This window comes from Caulobacter sp. LjRoot300, assembly GCF_964253875.1.
In the GTDB taxonomy this organism is placed as follows: Bacteria; Pseudomonadota; Alphaproteobacteria; order Caulobacterales; family Caulobacteraceae; genus Caulobacter.
Map to the genome: position 1 here is coordinate 423,276 of NZ_CAXUSA020000003.1, position 21,566 is coordinate 444,841.

General features: G+C 68.9%; 18 protein-coding genes. 7 read left to right on the top strand and 11 right to left on the bottom strand.

Annotation, left to right across the window (positions count from 1 at the left end; genetic code table 11):
- Positions 1-476: 476 nt before the first annotated feature.
- Positions 477-2,315: an aspartate--tRNA ligase gene (gene aspS / locus ACSQ2G_RS12065; RefSeq protein WP_436031120.1), complete on the top strand. Its 1,839-nt coding sequence runs from the start codon at positions 477-479 to the stop codon at positions 2,313-2,315.
- 84 nt (positions 2,316-2,399) lie between these two features.
- Here aspS and ACSQ2G_RS12070 read toward each other — a convergent pair whose 3' ends face one another.
- The 3 genes from ACSQ2G_RS12070 to ACSQ2G_RS12080 all read right to left on the bottom strand — a co-directional run bounded on the left by ACSQ2G_RS12070 (position 2,400) and on the right by ACSQ2G_RS12080 (position 6,792).
- A complete protein-coding gene (locus ACSQ2G_RS12070) occupies positions 2,400-3,356 on the bottom strand; it encodes a pentapeptide repeat-containing protein (RefSeq protein ID WP_436031122.1) in 957 nt (318 codons plus the stop codon).
- Between the two features lie 97 nt (positions 3,357-3,453).
- Positions 3,454-3,948: a pentapeptide repeat-containing protein gene (locus ACSQ2G_RS12075; RefSeq protein ID WP_436031124.1), complete on the bottom strand. Its 495-nt coding sequence runs from the start codon at positions 3,946-3,948 to the stop codon at positions 3,454-3,456.
- 69 nt (positions 3,949-4,017) lie between these two features.
- The gene (locus ACSQ2G_RS12080; protein WP_436031126.1) at positions 4,018-6,792 is read right to left on the bottom strand and encodes a TSCPD domain-containing protein; all 2,775 of its coding nucleotides are present in this window, start codon (positions 6,790-6,792) and stop codon (positions 4,018-4,020) included.
- A gap of 245 nt (positions 6,793-7,037) precedes the next feature.
- On the opposite strand from ACSQ2G_RS12080, the gene ACSQ2G_RS12085 reads away from it, so the two are divergent.
- Together ACSQ2G_RS12085 and ACSQ2G_RS12090 are read left to right on the top strand one after the other, a co-directional pair.
- Positions 7,038-7,433 (top strand): NADH:ubiquinone oxidoreductase subunit NDUFA12, encoded by a 396-nt coding sequence (locus tag ACSQ2G_RS12085; RefSeq protein ID WP_028039751.1) that lies wholly within the window; start codon positions 7,038-7,040, stop codon positions 7,431-7,433.
- A gap of 28 nt (positions 7,434-7,461) precedes the next feature.
- Positions 7,462-8,085, top strand: a complete 624-nt coding sequence (locus ACSQ2G_RS12090; protein ID WP_436031958.1) for a DUF2155 domain-containing protein — start codon at positions 7,462-7,464, stop codon at positions 8,083-8,085.
- Here the strand turns inward: ACSQ2G_RS12090 and aat are convergent.
- The 4 genes from aat to ACSQ2G_RS12110 are packed head-to-tail and all read right to left on the bottom strand — an operon-like array spanning position 8,022 to position 11,029.
- Complete coding sequence (aat, locus tag ACSQ2G_RS12095) at positions 8,022-8,675, bottom strand: leucyl/phenylalanyl-tRNA--protein transferase (protein ID WP_436031128.1); 654 nt, start codon at positions 8,673-8,675, stop codon at positions 8,022-8,024. The two genes, ACSQ2G_RS12090 and aat, sit on opposite strands and share 64 nt — an antisense overlap.
- A gap of 14 nt (positions 8,676-8,689) precedes the next feature.
- The gene (gene accC / locus ACSQ2G_RS12100) at positions 8,690-10,033 is read right to left on the bottom strand and encodes an acetyl-CoA carboxylase biotin carboxylase subunit (protein ID WP_436031130.1); all 1,344 of its coding nucleotides are present in this window, start codon (positions 10,031-10,033) and stop codon (positions 8,690-8,692) included.
- A gap of 5 nt (positions 10,034-10,038) precedes the next feature.
- The gene (accB, locus tag ACSQ2G_RS12105; RefSeq protein WP_436031132.1) at positions 10,039-10,545 is read right to left on the bottom strand and encodes an acetyl-CoA carboxylase biotin carboxyl carrier protein; all 507 of its coding nucleotides are present in this window, start codon (positions 10,543-10,545) and stop codon (positions 10,039-10,041) included.
- A gap of 40 nt (positions 10,546-10,585) precedes the next feature.
- Entirely contained in the window at positions 10,586-11,029 is a 444-nt protein-coding gene (locus ACSQ2G_RS12110; protein ID WP_310078814.1) for a type II 3-dehydroquinate dehydratase, read from the bottom strand.
- Positions 11,030-11,108: 79 nt separating this feature from the next.
- Here ACSQ2G_RS12110 and thiS point away from each other — a divergent pair, with 79 nt between their 5' ends.
- Both thiS and ACSQ2G_RS12120 read left to right on the top strand, forming a co-directional pair.
- On the top strand, positions 11,109-11,309 hold the full coding sequence (gene thiS, locus ACSQ2G_RS12115; RefSeq protein WP_436031134.1) for a sulfur carrier protein ThiS: 201 nt from the start codon (positions 11,109-11,111) through the stop codon (positions 11,307-11,309).
- A 45-nt stretch (positions 11,310-11,354) separates the two neighbouring features.
- Positions 11,355-12,167, top strand: coding sequence for a thiazole synthase (locus tag ACSQ2G_RS12120; protein WP_436031136.1), 813 nt, complete (start codon positions 11,355-11,357; stop codon positions 12,165-12,167).
- Here the strand turns inward: ACSQ2G_RS12120 and ACSQ2G_RS12125 are convergent.
- From ACSQ2G_RS12125 to ACSQ2G_RS12140, 4 genes are all read right to left on the bottom strand, one after another.
- Entirely contained in the window at positions 12,164-12,901 is a 738-nt protein-coding gene (locus tag ACSQ2G_RS12125; protein ID WP_436031138.1) for a DsbA family protein, read from the bottom strand. The genes ACSQ2G_RS12120 and ACSQ2G_RS12125 overlap by 4 nt on opposite strands.
- A gap of 23 nt (positions 12,902-12,924) precedes the next feature.
- Positions 12,925-14,355, bottom strand: coding sequence for a M48 family metalloprotease (locus ACSQ2G_RS12130; protein ID WP_436031140.1), 1,431 nt, complete (start codon positions 14,353-14,355; stop codon positions 12,925-12,927).
- Between the two features lie 146 nt (positions 14,356-14,501).
- Entirely contained in the window at positions 14,502-17,195 is a 2,694-nt protein-coding gene (locus ACSQ2G_RS12135; protein WP_436031142.1) for an Rne/Rng family ribonuclease, read from the bottom strand.
- On the bottom strand, positions 17,119-17,337 hold the full coding sequence (locus ACSQ2G_RS12140; protein ID WP_310078808.1) for a hypothetical protein: 219 nt from the start codon (positions 17,335-17,337) through the stop codon (positions 17,119-17,121). The genes ACSQ2G_RS12135 and ACSQ2G_RS12140 overlap by 77 nt, the downstream gene beginning before the upstream one ends.
- A gap of 414 nt (positions 17,338-17,751) precedes the next feature.
- Between ACSQ2G_RS12140 and ACSQ2G_RS12145 the strand changes: the two genes are divergently transcribed.
- Together ACSQ2G_RS12145 and ACSQ2G_RS12150 are read left to right on the top strand one after the other, a co-directional pair.
- Complete coding sequence (locus ACSQ2G_RS12145) at positions 17,752-18,951, top strand: N-acetylmuramoyl-L-alanine amidase family protein (RefSeq protein WP_436031144.1); 1,200 nt, start codon at positions 17,752-17,754, stop codon at positions 18,949-18,951.
- A gap of 178 nt (positions 18,952-19,129) precedes the next feature.
- Complete coding sequence (locus ACSQ2G_RS12150; RefSeq protein WP_436031146.1) at positions 19,130-21,505, top strand: penicillin-binding protein 1A; 2,376 nt, start codon at positions 19,130-19,132, stop codon at positions 21,503-21,505.
- The last annotated feature ends 61 nt before the right edge of the window (positions 21,506-21,566 follow it).

Here is a 21,566-nt window from a genome sequence, read left to right on the forward strand (position 1 = left end):
CGGCGTCGACGGGGATAAAGCGCGAGTATGCCCATAGGCCCGCGCCCCCGGCGTCTGGTCCGGTCGGAAACGACCAGGACCGGGTCCGGCTAAGCCTCAACAGGGCTGCCCACCGGACGCTGGCGGAAAACGACCGCGCGGAGCGGCGGCTTCGTCGAAACGGCTACTACTCAAACACTCCGGACGTCGTCCGGCGCTCCGCGTCCCTTTCCATACGCTCAGCGGTGATCCGCGTGAGGTGGCGAGGCCGTGCCAACCAGATCCTCCCCCTGTGGGGGAGGTGTCGCCCAAAGGGCGACGGAGGGGGGAGTCATCGGATGATGGCCACAACCCGAATCGCCGATCCTAAAACTCCCCCCACCGGCCTTCGGCCGCCTCCCCCACGGGGGGAGGGACTTTGCCCCAGAATCCTTGACATCCACGCCCCCCCATGCGCCTTTCCGCGCCTTGCAAATCACGCGTTCCAAAGACTTTTCATGACCTCGACGCACGCCTATCGCACCCATACCTGCGGCGCCCTGCGGGCTTCCGACACCGGCAATCCGGTCCGCCTGTCGGGCTGGATCCACCGCAAGCGCGACCACGGCGGCCTGGTCTTCATCGACCTGCGCGACCATTACGGCCTGACCCAGCTGGTGCTGCACCCCGAGACCCCCGGCTTCGAGGTGGTCGAGCGCCTGCGCGCCGAGAGCGTGATCCGGGTCGACGGCGAGGTGGTGGCCCGCGACGCCAGCGTCGTGAACCCCAACCTGCCGACCGGCGAGATCGAGATCCGCGTCTCGGCCGTCGAGGTGCTGAGCGAGGCCGCCGAGCTGCCGCTGCCGGTGTTCGGCGAGCCGGACTATCCCGAGGAGATCCGCCTCAAGCACCGCTATCTGGACCTGCGCCGCGAGACCCTGCACAAGAACATCGTGCTGCGGTCCAAGGTAATCCAGTCGATCCGCTCGCGGATGTTCGCCCAGGGCTTCAACGAGTTCCAGACCCCGATCCTGACGGCCAGCTCGCCGGAAGGGGCCCGCGACTTCCTGGTGCCTTCGCGCCTGCATCCGGGCAAGTTCTACGCGCTGCCCCAGGCCCCCCAGCAGTTCAAGCAACTGCTGATGGTCTCGGGCTTCGACCGCTATTTCCAGATCGCCCCCTGCTTCCGCGACGAGGACCTGCGCGCCGACCGCAGCCTGGAATTCTACCAGCTCGACGTCGAGATGAGCTTCGTCACCCAGGAAGACGTGTTCGCGGCCATCGAGCCGGTGATGCACGGCGTGTTCGAGGAGTTCTCGGGCGGCAAGCCGGTGTCGCCGATCGACGGCGTCCATACCTTCACCAACGATTTCGGCGCGACGCTGGAGCACAAGGGCTTCGAGCGCCTGACCTACGCCCAGTCGATGGCCTGGTACGGCAGCGACAAGCCGGACCTGCGCAACCCGATCAAGATGGCCGACGTCTCCGACCACTTCCGTGACGGCGGCTTTGGCCTGTTCGCCAAGATCCTCGGCGCCGACGCCAAGAACGCCATCTGGGCCATCCCGGCCCCGACCGGTGGCAGCCGCGCCTTCTGCGACCGCATGAATTCCTGGGCGCAGGGCGAGGGCCAGCCGGGCCTGGGCTACGTCTTCTGGTCGGAAGACCAGGGCGGCTGGGGCGGTCCGATCGCCAAGAACCTGGGCGAGCCGGTCCAGGCCCTGATGGAGTCGCTGGGCCTGGGGCAGGGCGACGCGGCCTTCTTCGTGGCCGGCGACCCGGCCGTGTTCGCCAAGTTCGCCGGCCTGGCCCGCACCCGCGTCGGCACCGAGCTGAAGCTGGTCGACGAGGAGCAGTTCAAGTTCTGCTGGATCGTCGACTTCCCGATGTTCGAATGGAACGAGGAGGAGAAGAAGGTCGACTTCTCGCACAACCCGTTCTCGATGCCGCAGGGCGGTCTGGAGGCCCTGGAGACCCAGGACCCGCTGACCATCCGCGCCTACCAGTACGACATCGTCTGCAACGGCTACGAGCTGTGCTCGGGCGCGATCCGCAACCACAAGCCGGAGATCATGCTCAAGGCTTTCGAGACCGCCGGTTACGGCGCCGAGGTGGTCGAGGCCCAGTTCGGCGGCATGCTCAACGCCTTCCGCTTCGGCGCCCCGCCGCACGGGGGCCTGGCGCCCGGCATCGACCGGATCGTCATGCTGCTGGCCGAGCAGGTCGCCATCCGCGAGGTGATCGCCTTCCCGCTGAACCAGCAGGGCCAGGACCTGCTGATGAACGCCCCGGCCGAGGCCCAGGACCGGCAGTACAAGGAACTGCACATCCGCTCGGCCCCGCCCATCAAGGTGTAGGCCTGGCGCGGTCGGCCCCCTACGAAAAAGCCCTCCGGTCCAGAAGGATCGGAGGGCTTTCTTGTCTTGCGGGCGGGGCTTGGCCTAGTTGTCCAGCTCCCTGACAGGCTTGGGCGGGGCCGGCGGGCGGGGCGGCCTCGGCGGCCGGGGAACGGCGGCCAGGCGGGCGGCGGCGGCGATCTCGGCCCGATGGGCCTCGACCTGGGCCCGGGCGGCCTCGGCCTGGGCGCGTTCGAAGCTGGGGCTGACGCGGACGCGGACATTGCCCGAGCAGTTGCGGATGGTCAGGCCGCGCGGCAGCCGGGTGCCGCCGTCGCCGCAGGCCTCGTCCAGCTGGTCCTGGTCCAGGCCCCGGGCGTTCGACAGGTCGGCCCCGCCCAGATTGGCGCCCGACAGGTCGGCGCCCGCGAAGTCTGCCCCGCTGAACATCGCGCCGCGCAGCATCGTGCCGGTGAACTCGGCGTCACGGAACGAGGCCCGCTCGAAATTGCCGCCGATCAGATTGCTGGCGTTCAGCTCGGCCGAGCTGAAATTGGCGCCCCGGGCGTTGACGCCCTGCAGGTTGGCGCCGATCAGCTCGCTGCTGGACAGGTTGGCGCGTTCCAGATTGGCGCCCTGGAAGCTGGCGCCGTGCAGTTCGCTGCTCGACAGGTCGACCCGGCCCAGATCGGCGCCGATGAAGTTGGCGCCGCTGCTCTCGATGCCCGACAGCCGGGCGTCGGTGAAGATGGCGTGGACGAACTTGGCGCCGCGCATCTCGGCGCCGCGCAGGTCGGCCCGCGACAGGTCCGCGCCGGTGAAGTCGGAGCCGAAGAAGCTGGCGCCGCGCAGGTCGGCCCCGATCAGGTTGGCCTTGGCGTAGTTGGCGCCGGTGAAGCGCGCGCCGGTCAGCTTGCGGCCCGACAGCTCGCAGCTCACGCAGGCGCCGCCCAGCGAGATCATCCGGGCCACGTCCTTGTCCTCGACCCCGGCATAGGCCTGGTGGGCCATGGCTGACAGGGCGAGCGACAGAGCGGCGACCGTGATCCGCAAGCGGGACATCGAAACCTCCAGACCGGTCAAGATAAGCGACCGTGTGGGTTACGATTTGGGGCCCGCGACGTCCAAGCGCCACTTAAATCGCGGTAATGACGGAAGTTTAACGGCAAGCGGGCACGGAAAGGCCGCGCGGCAAGCGGGTGGACATATCGCCGCAGGCCCGGTTCAGCTGGGCCTGAGTCAGGCCCACCGCGCGGTCCATCTCGGCCCCCGACAGGTTCGCGCCGGCCAGGATCGCGCCCCGGAAGTTGGCCCCTTCCAGATAGGCGCCGACCAGGCTGGCGTTGGTCAGGTTGGCCCCGGCGAAGCTGGCCCCGCCGAACACGCCGCCATAGAAGTTGACGTCGCGCAGGTCGCCGCCGGCGAAGCTGGTGCGGTTCATCTCGGCCAGGCTGAGGTCGGCCTGGCGCAGGCGGGCGCCGGCCAGGTTCCGGCCCTTCAGCACCTGGCCCGACAGGTCGGCCTGGAACAGGTTGCAGCGCGGGCAATTGGCGCCGCCGCGGACCTGGGCGATCTGGCTGGCGTTCTGGGCCATCGCGGGACCGGTCAGGACCAGGAGGCCGGCGGCGGCGAGGATCGGGAGCAGCGGTTTCATTCTGGCACGGGTCTTTCGACGGGAACGGCGATCAAGCATGGCCACGCAAGCTTAAGGCCAGGCAAACGGCTAGCCGGCGTCGCTCTCGCCGGCGGAAGCGTTGGCCTGGGTTCCGCAGCTGTCGCAGACCACCAGCCCGCCCTTGCGGCTCAGCGCCAGGTCGCCACAGGCCGGGCAGACCTCGCCGCCCTTGGCCGCCTGGGAACCCGCTGGGCGGGGCTCCTGGTCGCGGCGACCGCCGAACGGCAGGAACACCAGGTTGTCGGGCGCCGCGCCACGCGAGAAACCCTTGGAGATGAACTTGCTGGCGGGCAGGGGTTCGGCCTCGACCTCGCCGTCCGGCGCGCCTTCGCCCCGGCCCAGGCCGTCGGCGTTGAACTCGCCCGGATCGGCGTTGGCCAGGTCGTCCCGGCCCAGGTACGAGACGCCGAGCTCGCGGAAGATATAGTCGAGGATCGAGGTCGCCGACCGGATGGAATCGTTGCCGGTGACCGGGCCGGCCGGCTCGAACTTGGTGAACACGTAGGCATCGACGAACTCGTCCAGCGGCACGCCGTATTGCAGGCCGATCGAGATGGCGATGGCGAAATTGTTCATCAGGCTGCGGAAGGCCGCGCCTTCCTTGTGCATGTCGATGAAGATCTCGCCGACCTCGCCGTCCTCGTATTCGCCGGTGTGCAGATAGACCTTGTGGCCGCCGACCGCGGCCTTCTGGATATAGCCCTTGCGGCGATCGGGCAGCTTGCGCCGGGCGCGGCCGCCACGCTCCACGACCCGCTCGACCACCCGTTCGACGATACGCTCCTTGACCGGGGCAGGCTCGGCGACGGCGATCTCGGCGCGAGCCGCCCTGGGCGCCTCAACTTCGGCTTCGGGCAGGGACAGGGCGAAACCCGCCGGCGGCGCGGCGCGGTTCAGGCGCAGGGCCCGGACGCCGGCCCGCGCCGCCGCGGCCTGCAGGCGGGCGGCGTCGGCCGGACGAGCGTCGAAGGGCAGGTCCAGCACGGCCGGGCTGGCCAGGCAGGTGAAGGTCTCCACCGCCGCCTGCATCGCCAGCCGGTCGGCAAGGACGGGGGCCTCCACGGCGGTGAACAGCGCCCGCAGTTCGCCTTCCAGGGCCTCGCAGTCGGAGAGCCTGCGCGCGCCCAGCGCATGGCGCTCGGCCGCCTCGATCTCGGCTTCGGAAAAGCCGGCGAAGGCCAGGGTGTCGAAGTCGGGGTCGGCGAGGCTGTCGGCGGGAACGCCCAGGACGTCGCTGAGGAAGCCCGCGCCGATCACGGCCGGGGCGAAGGCGGCGCGCAGGTCGTCGGCCTGGCGCAGGGCGTCCTCGGCCAGTTCGATCTCGTGGGCGGTGAAGCCGCGGGCGTGCAGGACCATGTGGTCGATCGCCGGCGCCTCGGCCAGCGAGCCGTGGCCCATGGCGTGACGGCGGGCGGCGTCGAAGTCGGCGCCCGCTTCGGTCAGGCAGAGGTGCGCCGCGGCGCTGAAGGTAGGGACCAGCAGGCCGTCGGCGGTCTGGGCGGTCGAGACCGGTGTGGCGGCGGCGGCATGACCCAGGGGCTTGCCGCCCAGCCGAAGAGCCGCCTCCGTATCGGCGAAGGCGGCGACCAGGCGGGACGAGCGCAGGCCATGCTTGCGCGCCAGGCCATGGGCGACGGCCAGGGCCGCGGCGGCTTCGGAGGCCAGGGGCGAGCGCAGGGCGGCGGCGCGCACGCGGCGCTCGGCCAGGCCGCGCAGCACCGTCTGGCGCTCCTGGGCGAAGGCCGGATCGGCGCCAAGCGCGGCGGCGGCTTCGGCGATGGCGCTGAGCGCGGCGCCGACCGCCAGGGCCCAGAGCGCCGAGGCGGCGTCGCGCCCCAGTTCGCCCGCGGCGGAAAGGCCCTGGGCCAGCAGCCAGTCGCCGACCCCGGCCAGGCCGATCTCGGCCGGGCGGTCGCCGCGCTCGATCTCCAGGGCCGTGGCCCACAGGCCGACCACCTGGTTGAAACCGGCCGTGTCGAAGGTTTCACCGTGCTGGAAGGCGGCGACGTCGATCGCCGCGCGAACCGGCGCGCCTCGCGCCAGCGCGTCGGCGTCCTCGGGCGACAGGGCCAGCACCAGGGCGCTGGTCTCCCAGCCGACCTGGGCGGCGAAACTGGCCGCTTCGTCGACCGCCGCCACACCCTGGCGGGAAGCCGAGGCGACGAGCGGGACGGGGGCCTTCGCGTCCGGCTCGATCAGGCCCGTGCGGGGCGCGCCGGCCAGGGCGATCGCGTCGAGGATCATCCGGTCGTCGGCGCCCAGGTCGCGAGCCCGGCGGGCGGCGCGGCCGAGCGCGCTGTTCTTGGACGGATCGGCGCAGGCCTTGGCGTCGCCATGGCAGCGTTCCACGGCGTCGCCGACCTGGGCCAGGGCCGCGTCGAGGCGAGCCGCGGCCCTGGCGGCCAGGCGCGCCGATCGCCAGTGCGTCAGGTGCCCCTCGGCGGCTGGCTTGAACTCGATTTCCCCGATGTCGGGCAGGCGCTGCGGCGCGGTCGCGCCGCCGGCCGGCGAGGCCGCACCCGTCAGCATGGTGGCCAGCAGGGCGTCGCGGAAGGCGTCGGCGTCGGCGGCGTCGCCGAACAGGCCGTCGGACAGGCCCGTCCTGGCCAGGCGATCGGCGTAGCGGGCAGGGCCGCCGCCCAGCGGGGCCTGGGCATCGATCACACGGTCGTTCTGGTCGCGAGCGGCCCAGTCCAGCCAGGCTTCGACCCGAGCGTCCGTCCAATCCTCAGGCGCCAATACCTCGATGACGGCGTCGGGGCGCTCGATCTCGCGCAAGGCGATGCGCGAGGCGGAGGCGGGGTGTCGGGACTGGATGCGCATGGGCGATTCCGCGGCCTGGGCGCCAGGGTGCGCCAAGAATTAGCCATCCTAGATCGCCGAACGGCGGCCTTCAATAGATGTGGGGTGTCGCAACCTCCTGATCCACAAGATGTTGAAGCGCCAACGTCGTGCCGGATGCTGGACGCTGGGAAGTCGCCGACCTATAGTCCGGCCGCTTCGCAACGCCCTGGCGTTGCCCGAAACCTCCCGAACCCCGGGACCCTTGCGAGATTGGTGCTGACGCGGTGCTGAAAGCGATCTTCACATGGTGGAACGGCGCGACCATCGGTCAGCGCTTCCACATTAGCCGTCGTGGCGTGTTCGTGGGCCAGGACGACTACGGCAACCGCTACTTCGAGGCGCGCGACAACAGCGACAGCTATGACGACCGCAAGCGTCGCTGGGTCATCTATGACGGCTATGCCGAGGCCTCCAAGGTGCCGCCCGAGTGGAGCGGCTGGCTCCACTACACGTTCGACGAGCCGCCGACCACGGCGCCGCTGAAACGTCGCGCCTGGGAAAAGGACCACCATCCGAACCTGACCGGCACGATCCACGCCTGGCGTCCGAAGGGCTCGCTGACCCGCGGCGGCGAACGCGCGGCGGCGACCAGCGACTACAAGCCCTGGTCCCCCGAATAGGATGAAGCTCCGCCGGTCCTTGACAGGCGTGGCGATGCTGGCCCTGGCGGGTTCGCTCGCCGGCGGCGGGGCCTGGGCGCTGCAGAACGCGCCGCAGCAACCGCCGGCCGCCCAGACGCCCCCGACGGCGCCCGCACCGGCCCCGATCACCGCGCCACAGCAGTCGCACCCTGCGCCCGGACCGCGTCCAGCGCCGCCAGCCGCCGCGACCTCGGCTTCCACGACAGCCGCGCAGGCTCAGCCCGCGGCGATCGCAAAACCGACAACAACGCCCGACAAGCCGGCCGAGCCCCTCAAGCGGGCGCGCTCGTCGGTCGCCATTCTCCAGGCGCTGGACAAGGTGACGACCGAGACGATGCGGTTCGAGGCGCCGGTCGGTCAGCCGATCCGCTACAAGACCCTGATCTTCACGGTCCGCGCCTGCGAGACGACCGCGCCCGACGAGGACGCTCCGGATTCGGTGGCCTATGTCACGGTCGACACCCAGCCCAAGGCTTTGCCCGGTCGCGTCGCGCCGCCCGGACGCCAGATCTACAAGGGCTGGATGTACGCCAATTCCCCGGGCCTGAACCCGCTGGAGCATCCGGTCTATGACGCCTGGCTGATCGCCTGCAAGACCTCGGCTCCAGTGGCGCCCGCCGTCAGCCGGTAGAAGTCGGCCTGAGCCGTCCAAGCCCGCCCCAGCCGGCGACGATAGTCGGCGCGCGAGATCTCGGTCGTTCCGAACTGTTCGAGATGCTCGGTGATGAACTGGGTGTCCAGCAACTGATAGTCGCCGGCGATCAACCGGCCCGCCAGATGGACCAAGGCGACCTTGCTGGCGTCCCGGCGGGTCGAGAACATGCTCTCGCCGAAGAAGCAGGCGCCGAACGCCACGCCATAGAGCCCGCCGACCAGTTCCTCGCCGTCCCAGCACTCGACGCTGTGCGCCAAGCCCCGCGCGAACAGTTGGCCGTAGAGCCGCTGGATCGGATTGTTGATCCAGGTCTCCAGCCGCCCCGGCCGCGCGGTCGCGCAGGCTTCGACCACGGCGTCGAAGGCGGTGTCGATGCGGATCTCGAATGGCTGAGCGCGGACCGTGCGAGCCAGCCGGCGCGGGACGTGCACGCCGTCCAGCGGCAGCACGCCCCGGCGTTCCGGGTCGATCAGGAAGATGCTCTCGTCCTGGCGAGCGTCCGCCATGGGAAAGACGCCGCGCTCGTAGCAGGCGATGAGATCATCGACCGTGAAGGCGTCGTCCATGGCGTATCGCAGGCCTAGCCCTGCGCCTTGATCCAGCGCTCCAGCCAATGGATGTCGTAATCGCCGGCCAGGATGTCGGGTTGCACCAGCAGGTCCTGGAACAGCGGGATCGTCGTCTCGATGCCGCCGACCACCATCTCGCCCAGGCAACGCCGCAGGCGAGCGATGCATTCGGCGCGGTCGCGGCCATGGACGATCAGCTTGCCGATCAGGCTGTCGTAATAGGGCGGGATCGCATAGCCGGTGTAGATCGCCGAATCCAGCCGCACGCCCAGGCCGCCGGGGGCGTGGAAGTCGGTGATGGTGCCCGGCGAGGGCGTGAAGGTGCGGGCGTTCTCGGCGTTGATCCGGCATTCGATGGCGTGGCCTTCGAACACCACCTCGTCCTGGGTGAACGACAGCGGCAGGCCGGCGGCGATGCGGATCTGCTCGCGCACCAGGTCGATGCCGGTGATGGCTTCGGTGACCGGGTGCTCGACCTGCAGGCGGGTGTTCATCTCGATGAAGAAGAACTCACCGTTCTCCCACAGGAACTCGATGGTGCCGACGCCGAGGTAGCCGATCGCCTTGACCGCATCGACGACGATCTTGCCGATCTTGGCGCGGTCGGCTGCTCCCAGAGCAGGCGAGGGGGCCTCTTCCAGCACCTTCTGGTGGCGGCGTTGCAGCGAGCAGTCGCGCTCGCCCAGGTGCGCGACGTTGCCGTGGCTGTCGGCGATGACCTGGATCTCGATGTGGCGCGGCTTTTGGAGATAGCGCTCCATATAGACGGTATCGTCGCCGAACGCCGCGCGGGCCTCCGAACGAGCCGTCGAGACGGCTTCAGCCAGGTCCTCGCGGGTCTGGGCGACCTTCATGCCGCGCCCGCCGCCGCCGGAAGCGGCCTTGATCAGCACCGGGAAGCCGATCACGTCGGCGGCCGCGAAGGCTTCCTCCTCCGTCGCCACGCCGCCGTCCGAGCCGGGGACCACCGGGATGCCGGCGTCCTTGACGGCCTGCTTGGCGGTGATCTTGTCGCCCATCATCCGGATGTGCTCGGGCTTGGGTCCGATGAAGGTGTAGCCGTGGGCGCCGACGATCTCGGCGAAGCGGGCGTTCTCCGACAGGAAGCCGTAGCCCGGGTGGATCGCCTGGGCGCCGGTGATCTCGGCGGCCGCGATGATCGACGGGATGTTCAGGTAGCTCTTGGCGGCCGAGGCCGGGCCGATGCAGACGCTTTCGTCGGCCAGCCGCACCCACATGGAATTGGCGTCGGCCTCGGAATGGACCGCCACGGTGGCGATGCCCATTTCCTTGCAGGCGCGGTGAACCCGAAGCGCGATCTCGCCTCGGTTGGCGATGAGAATCTTGTCAAACATGCCGATTACTCGACGATGACGAGCGGCTCGCCGAACTCGACGGGCTGGGCGTCTGCCACCAGGATTTCGACGACCTTCCCGGCCTTGGGGGCCGAGATCGGGTTCATGGTCTTCATGGCTTCGACGATCAGCAGGGTCTGGCCGGCGGTGACGGTGTCGCCCACCTTGATGAAGGCGTCGGCGCCGGGCTGGGGCGACAGATAAACGGTGCCGACCATTGGCGACTTGACGGCCTCGCCCGCGTGGGCGGCTGGCGCGGGCGCGGCGGCTTCGACGGCGGGCGCGAGGGCGGCCGGAGCCGGCGCGTAGGCCGGGGCGGCGGGAGCGTGGACATATTGCGTCGCCGCGGCGGCGACGGTCAGTTCGCGGGCCACCCGGATCTTCAGGCCCGCGTGCTCGACCTCGATCTCCGACAGGCCCGTGTCCTTCAGGATGTCGGCCAGCTTACGGACCAGGCGGGCGTCGATCGACGGGGTCTCGACCGGATCGGCGGGGGCCTTGGGATTGGACATGGAAGCTTACCTTGCTGTCTTCTGAAGCCGGGGTCGCCGGCTAGTTCGCGCCGATCAGGCCGGCTGCGGCCTCGATCGCCAATTCATAGCTCGCCGCGCCAAAGCCGGAGACGATCCCGGTCGCCGCGAGCGAAACGAAGGTGTGGCGGCGGAAATCCTCACGCGCCGCCGGGTTCGACAGGTGACACTCGATGACCGGTATATTCAAGGTCTTCAGGGCGTCGAGGAGGGCGATCGACGTATGTCCATAGCCCGCCGGATTGATCACCAACGCGCAGGCTTCCGTCCGGGCTTCCTGAACCCAGTCGATCAGCACGCCTTCGTGATTGCTCTGCCGGAAGACGACGGAAAGACCCCGAGCGGCCGCCCGCGCCTCGCAGCGCGTACGGACATCGTCGAGCGTGTCCTTGCCGTAGATCTCGGGCTCGCGCGTTCCCAACAGGTTGAGGTTGGGTCCGCTCAGCACATGGATCGGTTTTACCATTCGGCTCCGCCGTCGATTCCGGGAGGTCTTGTATAGCCGGTTCCCCCGCGTCACAAGCAGGGCTCGCTTCGGAGGTGACATGAGGCTTCTACTGAACGGCGAAGAACGGGAGATCGCCGGCATTATCAGCATCGCGGATCTCGTGTCCGCCCTGGGCCTGGACGCCCGCAAGGTGGCGGTCGAGCGCAATCTCGAGATCGCCCCGCGCTCGACCTATGCCGACACGGACCTGGCCGACGGCGACCGGATCGAGATCGTCACTTTCATCGGCGGCGGCTAGGCCTGGGCGTTTGAAACCCTGGGCGCGGAGGCGTAAACCGGGCCCATGAACGCGCACGTGCCCCCCGAATCCGCCATCGCCACCGTCGAAGACGACTCCTGGACCGTCGCTGGCCGCACCTTCCGCTCGCGGCTGATCGTCGGCACCGGCAAGTACAAGGACTACGCCACCAACGCCGCCGCGGCGAAGGCGGCGGGCGCCGAGATCGTCACTGTGGCGGTGCGCCGCGTGAACCTGACGGACCCGACCCAGCCGCTGCTGGTCGACTATGTCAAACCCACCGAATTCACCTTCCTGCCCAACACCGCCGGCTGCTTCACCGGCGAGGACGCCGTGCGCACCCTGCGCCTGGCCCGCGAGGCCGGCGGCTGGGATCTGGTCAAGCTGGAAGTCTTGTCCGATCCCGAGACCCTCTATCCCGACATGGAAGAGACCCTGCGCTCGCTGAAGCTGCTGGTCGCCGAGGGCTTCCAGGTCATGGTCTATTGCTCGGACGACCCGGTCTACGCCCGCAAGCTGGAAGAGGCCGGCGCGGTGGCGATCATGCCGCTGGGCGCGCCGATCGGCTCGGGCCTGGGCATCCAGAACCGCGTGAACCTGCGGATCATCGTCGAGAACGCCAAGGTGCCGGTGCTGGTCGACGCCGGTGTGGGCACGGCCTCGGACGCGGCGATCGGCATGGAGCTGGGCTGCGACGCCATCCTGATGAACACCGCCATCGCCGAGGCCAAGGATCCGATCCGCATGGCCAGGGCGATGAAACACGCGGTGATCGCCGGTCGCGAAGCCTATCTGGCGGGCCGGATGCAGAAGCGGCTCTACGCCGACCCCAGCTCGCCCCTGGCCGGCCTGATCTAGACTTTCTTGGCCCTGCTCGCCCGGGCCTGGTCGATCGCCAGGTTCAGGGCGTGCATATCGGCGCCGGGGATCATCTGGTCGCCGACGAAGAAGGCGGGCGTGCCTTCGATGGCCAGGGCCTCGGCCAGGGCGTGGGTGTCGGCCAGGTGCTGGGTGACGGCTTCGGAGGTCCCTGATGCGCGGGCCTTGGTCAGGTCGATGTCGAGCTGCTGGGCGACGCGCATGACGCCGGCCTCGTCGAGGCTCTTCTCGGCCATCAGACGCTTGTGCAGTTCGATCGTCTTGCCCTGGTCCTTGGCGCCCAGGACCATGCGGGCCGCGACCTCGGAGTCGTGGCCGAAGATCACGAAGTCCTTGAACACGAAGCGCACGTCCGGGTTCTTCTGGATCAGCTCGACGATCTGCGGCGCGGCCAGCTTGCAGTAGCCGCAGCGGTAATCGAAGAACTCGACAACCGTGATCGAACCGTTCGGATTGGCCACGAAGTCGCGCGGATCACGTTCCAGCGCCTGACGATATTTGTTGATCGCGCCTCTGGCGTTCTTCGTCTTCTCGGCGGTCTGCTTTTCCTGCAGCTTGGCGCTCATCTCGACCAGCACCTCGGGATGCTCGATCAGATAGGCATGGACCTTCTCGCCGAACGCCTTGTCGGCGTTGGCCTGTCCGCAACCGATCAGGGAAAGGGCGGCGATGGACGCGGCGGCCAACGCCAGCGGACGGGTCTTCAGGGGCATGGAAATCTCTGGAGGAGGGCGGCCTAGCGGCGCAGGCCCGAGGTGACGGCGCCTTCCTTGGCCAGGTCCTTGAGGTCCTGGTTGGAAGGGTTGGAGGTCAGGACGATGTCGGTGGCGCGACGCCACTCGACGCTGTCCTTCTTGAGCAGTTCGCGGGCCCGCATGGCGAAGACCCGGGCCTCCTGGGTGGCGCCCATGTTGAAATACTGCTCAGCGGTGGCGAGGCGCGCCTGGCCGTCCTCGCCGCGCTTGTCATAGGCCTGGGCCAGCAGACGCCAGGCGACGGAGTTGTCGCTCTCGTCCAGCAGCGAGCGCTTCAGCTCGTTGATGCCTTCCTCGACCTTCTTGGGATCGTCGAGCCCGATCAGGGTCTGGCCCAGATTGACCCGCAGCAAGGCGGCGTCGGGCTTCAGCGCCACCGAACGGCGCTGCGGCTCTTCGGCGTCCTTGACGCGGTTGAACTCGAACAGGATCTGGCCCTTCAGCTCCCAGAGGTAGGGATTGTTGGGGTTCTCGGAGATCAGTCCGTCGAGAATCTTCAGGGCCCTGTCGGGCTCCTTCATCTGGTAATAGGCGATGGCGCGGGCGTAGCGGGCCGGGAAGCCGCGGTCGCTCTCCTTGTACTTCACGATCGCCACGCCGGGGTTGATGAAACCCTCCAGCTTGGCCTTCATGATCTCGTGCTCGGCCAGCGACTGCGGATCGTCGACTGTGTTGTAGTGCGGCAGCTTTTCGACGCGGCCGCGCAGGGCGTCGATCCTGTCGCCCGACAGGGGGTGGCTGCGGAAATAGGCGAAACGCCGCGACTGGTCGAAGACCTCCTGGTAGCGGAAATTGTCGAAGAACTCGACCAGGCCGCGGCCCGACTGGCCGGTGGCTTCGAGGAAACCGGCTCCGGCCTGGTCGGCGCGAGACTCCTGGTCCCGGCTGTAGCCCAGCGCGCCCAGCTGGCCGAAATAGGAGGCGTTGCCCAGCAGCACCGCCCCGGCGTCCGGAGCGCCGGCCAGGGCGGCCAGGACCCCCAGGCCCATGGTCAGGATCATCGGCTTGAGGCCGGCGCGCATCATCTCGCCCGACCGCAGCGGGTGGGCGCCGGCCAGGTGTCCGGTTTCGTGGGCGATGACGCCCTTCAGCTGGTTGGGCGTCTCGGTCTGCAGGATCAGGCCGGTGTTGAGGCCCATCATCAGACCCTGGGTGGCGAAGGCGTTCAGTTCCTTGTCGCCGAACAGCAGGATGCGCACGGTCTTGGGATCCAGCCCGGCCGCCGCATAGATCGGGTCGGCGTCGCGATGCAGGATCTCCTCGATCTCGGTGTCGCGGATCAAGGGAGCGCCGTCCTGGGCATGCGCCGAAGCCGCGGGAGCCAAGGTGGCCATCAGCAGGGCCAGCGCCGAGAGCGCCGATCCCGCCTTGCCGCCAAACCTCCTGGAAGCCGCCCAACTACGGGAGGTCATCGAAGCTCTCCTGGTCGCGCCCCCGCGCTCAAGCCGGCAGTCTAACGCGGTTCTCGACGCCCTGGGAACATCCCGTTGAAGGCGTTCCCTGGATATAGGCGTGAAGCTCGGCGGGACCAGGGCCCGCCGAGCTTCATCCAGGATCGTCAGCCCCGACGCCACCAGCCGCGCTTGGGCTTCTCCGGTGGAGTCACGATCTCGGCGGGGTCGGGCTCCACGGCGACCGGAGCCGATTCCACCGCCGCGACCGGTTCCGGTTCGGCGACCGGAGCGGGGATCTCGACTTCGGCCGCGACCAAGGGCGTTTCCTCGACCGTTTCGACCGCGGGCGCTTCGACCGAAGGCGCTTCGGCGACGGGCGCCTCGACGGCGGTTTCGGCCAGAGCCTCGGCGTCGGCGGTCTTGCGGCCCCGGCTACGAGGACGACGCGCCTTCTTGGGGGCCTCGTCCTGAGCCGGCAGTTCGACCCAGACATCGGCCGGCGGGCCCTCGATCACGGCCGGGGCCAGGGGCGCGACCTCCAACTCGGCGACGTCGACGCGCGGGGCGGGGCTGTATTCGGCGCGCGGCGCGTCGGACGTCTCGATCCGCTCGCTGCGTTCGCCACGTCCACGCCCACGACGGCCGCTCCGCTCACCGCGCTCGGCGTGTTCCGGGCGCTCGGCCCGTTCGGCGACCGGCGCTTCGGCGCGTTCCGGACGCTCGCTGCGTTCCGGGCGATCATTGGCCGGACGGCGCCCGTCCAGGGCTTCGGGATCATGCCAGACGAAGGCGGTCTCGCCGAACGGCACCCGCGGACGGGTCCAGGTGAAGGCGTCGGCCGGACGATCGCCGTCCTCGCGACCGCCGCGACGGCCGCCGCGACGACCCCGACGGCGACGGCGGCGACGCGATTCCTCGTCCTCGCCCTCGATGTCGCCTTCAGCGCGATCGGCGCCCTCGGCGTCGTCTTCATCGTCTTCGCCAGCGGCCTCGACCTCGGCCGGAGCCTCGTCACGATCGTCGCGGCGGCCGCCGCGGCGACGGCGCTTGCGACCGCGTCGGCCTTCGTCTTCCGAGGTTTCGATACGGGCCGGACGCGCGACGCGGGGCGCGTCGTCATCCTCGCTCTCGTCCTCGTCCCCAGCGACGATGTCTTCGTCTTCCTCGTCCTCTTCGTCGTCGAAGGCCTCGTCGTCATAGACGGGCTCGGGTTCGATCGGCGCGAAGATCTGCGGGGCGGGGCGCTCGCCCAGCTCCGTGCGGTCGATGTCATGCTCGGCCTGGTGCAGGCTGTCGTCGACCAGCACCGTGACGAACAGGGCGTGGGTCTGCTGCAGGCGCAGCAGGTAGGCGCGCTTTTCGTTGAGGATGTAGATGCCGACCGGACGGCTGACCTTCAGGGTGACGGCGCCGCCGCCCTTCAGGGCTTCGACCTCGACAGCGCGCAGGGCGGCCAGGGCGCTGGATTCGACCGAGCGGACGCGGCCAGTGCCGTCGCAGTGTTCGCAGACGTGGGTGGTGCCTTCCAGCACGCCGGTGCGGCGGCGCTGGCGGCTGATCTCCATCAGGCCGAACCCGCTGATCTTGCCCATCTGGATGCGGGCGCGATCGTCCTTGAGCGAGTCCTTGAGGACCTTCTCGACGGCGCGGTTGTTCTTGCCTTCATCCATGTCGATGAAGTCGATGACGATCAGGCCGGCCAGGTCGCGCAGGCGCAGCTGGCGGGCGGCTTCTTCGGCGGCTTCCAGGTTGGTCTTCAGCGCCGTGGCTTCGATGTTGCGTTCGCGCGTCGCCTTGCCCGAGTTGACGTCGATGGCGACCAGGGCCTCGGTCTGGTTGATCACCAGATAGCCGCCGGACCGCAGCGGCACGACCGGCGAATAGATCTGGGCCAGGTGGTCCTCGATCTTGTGCTTGACGAACAGCGGAGCCGGTTCGCGGTACGGGAAGACCTTCTTGGCCTGGCTGGGCATCAGCATGCGCATGAAGTCGCGCGCTTCCTTGTAGCCGGCCTCGCCCTCGACCCAGATGCCTTCCAGGTCCTTGTCGTACATGTCGCGGATGGCGCGCTTGACGAGGTCTTCCTCCTCGTAGATCAGCGCCGGGGCGATCGAGTGCAGGGTGTTGTCGCGGATGTTCTCCCACAGCCGCAGCAGGTACTCGTAGTCGCGCTTGATCTCGGCCTTGGTGCGCTTGGCGCCGGCGGTGCGGACGATTAGGCCCATGCCCTGCGGCACGTCCAGGCCCTGGACGACGCTCTTGAGGCGCTTGCGGTCGGTGATCGTGGTGATCTTGCGGCTGATGCCGCCGCCGCGGGCGGTGTTGGGCATCAGGACGCCGTAGCGGCCGGCCAGCGACAGATAGGTGGTCAGGGCAGCGCCCTTGTTGCCGCGCTCTTCCTTGACGACCTGCACCAGCATGATCTGCCGGCGGCGGATCACTTCCTGGATCTTGTACTTGCGCATCAGGCGGCGCTTGCGGCGCGCCAGTTCTTCCTCGACGGCGTCTTCCTCGTCGTCGACCGCGTCGCCGTCATCGTCCTCGCGGGCGTGATGGTGATCGTCCTCGTCGTCGTGCGAGTCGTCGCGCATCAGCGCTTCGCGGTCGGCGACCGGGATCTGGTAATAGTCAGGGTGGATTTCGTTGAAGGCCAGGAAGCCGTGACGGTTGCCGCCATACTCGATGAACGCAGCCTGCAGGCTGGGCTCGACGCGGGTCACCTTGGCGAGATAGATATTTCCTCGGAGTTGCTTTCGGGTCTGGCTCTCGAAATCGAATTCTTCAACCCGCGTACCGTCCACGACCACCACACGCGTCTCTTCGGCGTGGGCGGCGTCGATCAACATCTTCTTCGACATAAAGGGTATCTCCACGGCGCGCGGCGAACGCGAGGTTCGGGCGCCGATATGATTGAAAGGCGCGCACGTCACCGCCCGTCGCCCCGCCGAAGCGGTTGCGGAAGGTCGGTCGCCAGAGGCGGTCGGGTGCGGCGCAGCCCATAAGGTTTCTGTGTTCCTTAAACGCGCCGGAGGGCGCGGATCGGATGGAGCGTCGACGCCGGAGCGGCTTAAGGATCCGACGCGAACCCCGCGGGTCGATCCAGGCGAAGGCTTCGCGCCTCACGCTGGTAATCGAGCCCAAACTCGTTTCAGTCCGGCGGTTCCGGTCATGGACGAATTGCATCCAAGGAATGCAAGCCCGTCCGTGAGATAGGAGCCGCTCACGCCTTCCGCCATGACGATCACGGCGCTCAGCGCGCGGACCATAGTGTAGCAACATCGTATCGCAAAAGAAAAGCGCTCGACTACGGGCCTATGCGCCGCCGTGTCGCGGCTTGGGTTAACGCTTTCTCTACCCGAAAATGCGGATATCAGTTTCGGTTTAGGTTAAGCGCCTTCGGGGGCGACGGACGGCATGAGCAGGATCTTGATCTCGGCGACTAGGACGGGGTGGGCGCGGGCGGCGATGATCGTCGGCGGCCTGGCCCTGGCTGGCGTCGCCGTGGCCATGGCCCAGGGGCCCGCGCCCGCCGCCGGCGTCCAGAAGGTCCGCTTCGGCGGCGACCGCAACGAAACCCGCATCGTCATCGACCTCGATCGCGCCGCCACCGGCAAGCTGCTGGCCGACGGCGCCGCCGATCGCCGGATCGTGATCGCGCTGCCCAACGTCTCGACGGCCGGCGATCTGCAGGGCGCGGGCCAGGGCCTGGTCGAGCGCTGGGCGATCGACGAAGCCGCCGGCGGCGCCCGCCTGCGCCTGGACCTCAAGGCCAACGCCGAGGTCCGCCGGCGCTTCCTGTTGCCGCCGGGCGACGGCGCTTCGGCCTATCGCTATGTCATCGACCTGAAGTCGACGGACGCGCCCGGCGCGGTCCGGACGCCAGAGCTGAAGCCGATGCTGGTCTCGGCGCCCCTGAAGGCCCCGGCGCTGCGCCTGAAGAAGGTGATCGTCATCGACGCGGGTCACGGCGGCAAGGATCCCGGCTCGTCGGGCGCCAAGATCGCCGAGAAGGACGTCACCCTGGCCGCCGCCAAGGCCCTGAAGGCCAGGCTGGAAAAGTCCGGCCGCTACACCGTGGTCATGACCCGCCAGTCCGACACCTTCGTGCCGCTGGAAGCCCGGGTTCAGATCGCCCGCCGGGCCGACGCCGACCTGTTCATCTCGCTGCACGCCGATTCGGGGCCCGACGCCACGACCCGCGGCGCCAGCGTCTATACCCTGTCGGAAAAAGGCACCGAGCGCGTGGCGCGGGTGCTGGAGAAGGACGATTGGCTGATGAAGGCCAATCTGCCGGGTCGAGATCGCGCCGTCAGCCAGATCCTGCTGGACCTGTCGCAGCGCGCGACCAAGAATCGCTCGGCCGCCTTCGCCGAAACCCTGCTGCAGTCGGTGGGCGAGGAAACGACCCTGCTGCGCCGCAGCCACCGCGACGCCGGCTTCATCGTGCTGCTGGCCCCCGACGTGCCGGCCGTGCTGCTGGAGATGGGCTTCATCACCAATGTCGACGACGAGCAGCTTTTGAAGTCTTCCGCCGGGCGCGGGCGACTGATGGACGCCGTCGCCGGGTCGATCGAATCCTATTTCGCCGCCGAGACGCGCCTGGCCGCCCGCTAGGGCCGAAGCCTCGACGCTGGCCGTTGGCGCCTCGCCCGATGCGCGCTAGAGCCATCGGGAGGAGGGCGCTTCGGACGCGGCCGCTCCCCGTGACCGCAAAACCGCTTACGTTTTTGCCGATCGCGCTCTAGAGGATTCGAACGGAGCGGGCGAAAGTGCGTCGCCCGACGGAGGCGGCGTGGACGTGAAGCCCAGACAACGATGGATCGCCATCGCCGGTGTCACGGTGCTGTCCGCGATCGCCGTGGCCGGCTTCGCCATCGCCATCTACGCCGCCTGGCTGTTCCACGACATGCCCGACGCGGGCGAACTGCAGGACTATCGTCCGCCGACCGCCACGCGCGTCTATGCGTGGGACGGCACCCTGATTGGCGAATATTCCAAAGAGCGCCGGATCTTCGTGCCCTACGACCAGATCCCGACCCAGCTGGCCCAGGCCTTCCTGGCGGCCGAGGACCACAACTTCTTCAAGCATGGCGGCGTCGATGTCGGCGGTTTCTCGCGGGCCATGCTCAACAATGTCGGCAACGCCGCGCGTGGTCGGCGCCTCGAGGGCGGCTCGACGATCACCCAGCAGGTGGCCAAGAACGTGCTGCTGACCAGCGACGCGACGGTCGGGCGCAAGTTCAAGGAAGCGATCCTGGCGCACCGCCTCGAGCAGTCGCTCGACAAGCAGCAGATCCTCGAGCTGTACCTGAACGAGATCTGGCTGGGCTATCGCTCGTACGGCGTCGGCGCGGCCGCCTACAACTATTTCGGCAAGTCGCTGCCCGAGCTGACCCTGGCCGAAAGCGCCTTCCTGGCGGCGCTGCCCAAGGGGCCGGACAACTATCATCCGATCCGCAACAAGGCCAAGGCCAAGGCCCGCCGCGACTGGATCCTGGGCCAGATGGCCGACCTGGGCTGGGTCAGCCAGGCCGACGCCAGGAGGGCGATGGCCGAGGACCTCGTCGTCCAGCCAGCCCCCAAGCGCGCCGCCTATCGTGACGCCGACTATTTCGTCGAGGAGGTGCGCCAGCGCGGCGTCGCCACCCTCGGCCCGCGCCTCAACGAGGGCGGCTACTATATGCGCACCACTCTGGATCCCCGGCTGCAGACCGCGGCTCGGGTGGCGCTGATGGAAGGCCTGGAAAAGTACGACCGTCGCCATGGCTGGCGCGGCGCCTGGGGCCATGTGGAAACCCTGGACGTCGACTGGGAAAAGCAGGCGCTGAAGAAGGCCCCGGCCGCCGAGCGCCGCGGCTGGCGGCCGGCCATCGTCACCTCGGGCTCGGGCGGCGTCCGCCTGGCCAAGGGCGAAGGCGAGGGGACGATCGCCGGCGAGGACATGGCCTGGGCCAACGCCACCAAGGGTCTCAAGGTCGGCGACCTGGTGTTCGTCGAGAAGCCGGACGGCTCGGCGGCCTATCGCCTGCGCCAGGTTCCCATCGTCAACGGCGCCCTGGTGGCCATGGAGCCTTATACAGGCCGCGTGGTGGCCCTGGTCGGCGGCTACAGCTTCTCGCTGTCGAACTTCAATCGCGCCACCCAGGCGATGCGCCAGCCGGGTTCGGCCTTCAAGCCCTTCGTCTACGCCACGGCCCTGGAGAACGGCTACACGCCGGCCAGCGTGGTGGTCGACAGCGCCATCACGCTGAAGGGGGCCAACGGCCAGGACTGGAGCCCGGAGAACTATCACAAGAAGTTCTACGGCGCCCTGCCGCTGCGCAAGGGCCTGGAGCAGTCGATCAACGCCATGACCGTGCGCCTGGCCCAGAGCGTCGGCATGAAGAAGATCGTCGAAACCGCCAAGAAGACCGGCGTGACTCGCGACATGGCCCCGGTGCTGGCCATGGCCCTGGGCGCGGGCGAGACCACGCCGTTCAAGCTGACCACGGCCTACACCCCGTTCGTCAACGGCGGCCGCCGCGTCGAGCCGCACCTGATCGAACTGGTGCAGGACCGCGAGGGCAAGGTGATCTTCCGCGCCGACAAGCGCGACTGCGTCCGCTGCAACGCCGGCTTCAACGGCGACGAGAGCCCGCGCATTCCGGCGCTGGGCGAACAGGTCATGGACCCGATCACCGCCTACCAGATCACCTCGATGCTGCAGGGCGTGGTCCAGCGCGGCACCGCGGCCCAGGCCAGCTCGCTGGGCTATCCGCTGGCCGGCAAGACCGGCACCACGAACGAATACCGCAGCGCCTGGTTCATGGGCTATTCGCCCAGCCTGGTGGTCGGCGTCTTCATCGGCTTCGACGACAACCGCTCGTTGGGCGAGGGCGAGACGGGCGCGACCGGCCCGGTGCCGATCTTCATGGACTTCATGCGCGAGGCGCTGAAGGGCCAGCCCAAGACCGAGTTCAAGGCGCCCGCCAACGCCAAGTTCGCCATGGTGCGCGGCATCCGCGAGGCGTTCCGCCCAGGCACCGAGCCAAAGGTCTTCGTGCCGACCGAGACCAGCGGACCGCAGCCCTACGGCCAGGCCTGGCCGGACGGCCAGATCGGACCGGCTCCCACCCAGGGGCCCGCCAAGCCGCCGCCCCAGGCGCCGGACATCAGCGGGCTCTATTAATCGTCGCCCAATTCATCCGGGGTCATTGCGCCGACTCCGGGCGCGGGCTATGTCCCGCGCC

Excerpts from the sequence above, each read along its gene's own strand:
- ACSQ2G_RS12145 (WP_436031144.1), top strand. The coding sequence starts at position 17,752 with ATGAGCAGGATCTTGATCTCGGCGACTAGGACGGGGTGGGCGCGGGCG.
- ACSQ2G_RS12130 (WP_436031140.1), bottom strand. The coding sequence starts at position 14,355 with ATGACCTCCCGTAGTTGGGCGGCTTCCAGGAGGTTTGGCGGCAAGGCG.
- ACSQ2G_RS12080 (WP_436031126.1), bottom strand. The coding sequence starts at position 6,792 with ATGCGCATCCAGTCCCGACACCCCGCCTCCGCCTCGCGCATCGCCTTG.
- aspS (WP_436031120.1), top strand. The coding sequence starts at position 477 with ATGACCTCGACGCACGCCTATCGCACCCATACCTGCGGCGCCCTGCGG.
- ACSQ2G_RS12075 (WP_436031124.1), bottom strand. The coding sequence starts at position 3,948 with ATGAAACCGCTGCTCCCGATCCTCGCCGCCGCCGGCCTCCTGGTCCTG.
- ACSQ2G_RS12125 (WP_436031138.1), bottom strand. The coding sequence starts at position 12,901 with ATGCCCCTGAAGACCCGTCCGCTGGCGTTGGCCGCCGCGTCCATCGCC.
- ACSQ2G_RS12140 (WP_310078808.1), bottom strand. The coding sequence starts at position 17,337 with ATGGGCTGCGCCGCACCCGACCGCCTCTGGCGACCGACCTTCCGCAAC.
- ACSQ2G_RS12120 (WP_436031136.1), top strand. The coding sequence starts at position 11,355 with ATGAACGCGCACGTGCCCCCCGAATCCGCCATCGCCACCGTCGAAGAC.
- accC (WP_436031130.1), bottom strand. The coding sequence starts at position 10,033 with ATGTTTGACAAGATTCTCATCGCCAACCGAGGCGAGATCGCGCTTCGG.
- accB (WP_436031132.1), bottom strand. The coding sequence starts at position 10,545 with ATGTCCAATCCCAAGGCCCCCGCCGATCCGGTCGAGACCCCGTCGATC.
- aat (WP_436031128.1), bottom strand. The coding sequence starts at position 8,675 with ATGGACGACGCCTTCACGGTCGATGATCTCATCGCCTGCTACGAGCGC.
- ACSQ2G_RS12110 (WP_310078814.1), bottom strand. The coding sequence starts at position 11,029 with ATGGTAAAACCGATCCATGTGCTGAGCGGACCCAACCTCAACCTGTTG.
- ACSQ2G_RS12070 (WP_436031122.1), bottom strand. The coding sequence starts at position 3,356 with ATGTCCCGCTTGCGGATCACGGTCGCCGCTCTGTCGCTCGCCCTGTCA.
- thiS (WP_436031134.1), top strand. The coding sequence starts at position 11,109 with ATGAGGCTTCTACTGAACGGCGAAGAACGGGAGATCGCCGGCATTATC.
- ACSQ2G_RS12135 (WP_436031142.1), bottom strand. The coding sequence starts at position 17,195 with ATGTCGAAGAAGATGTTGATCGACGCCGCCCACGCCGAAGAGACGCGT.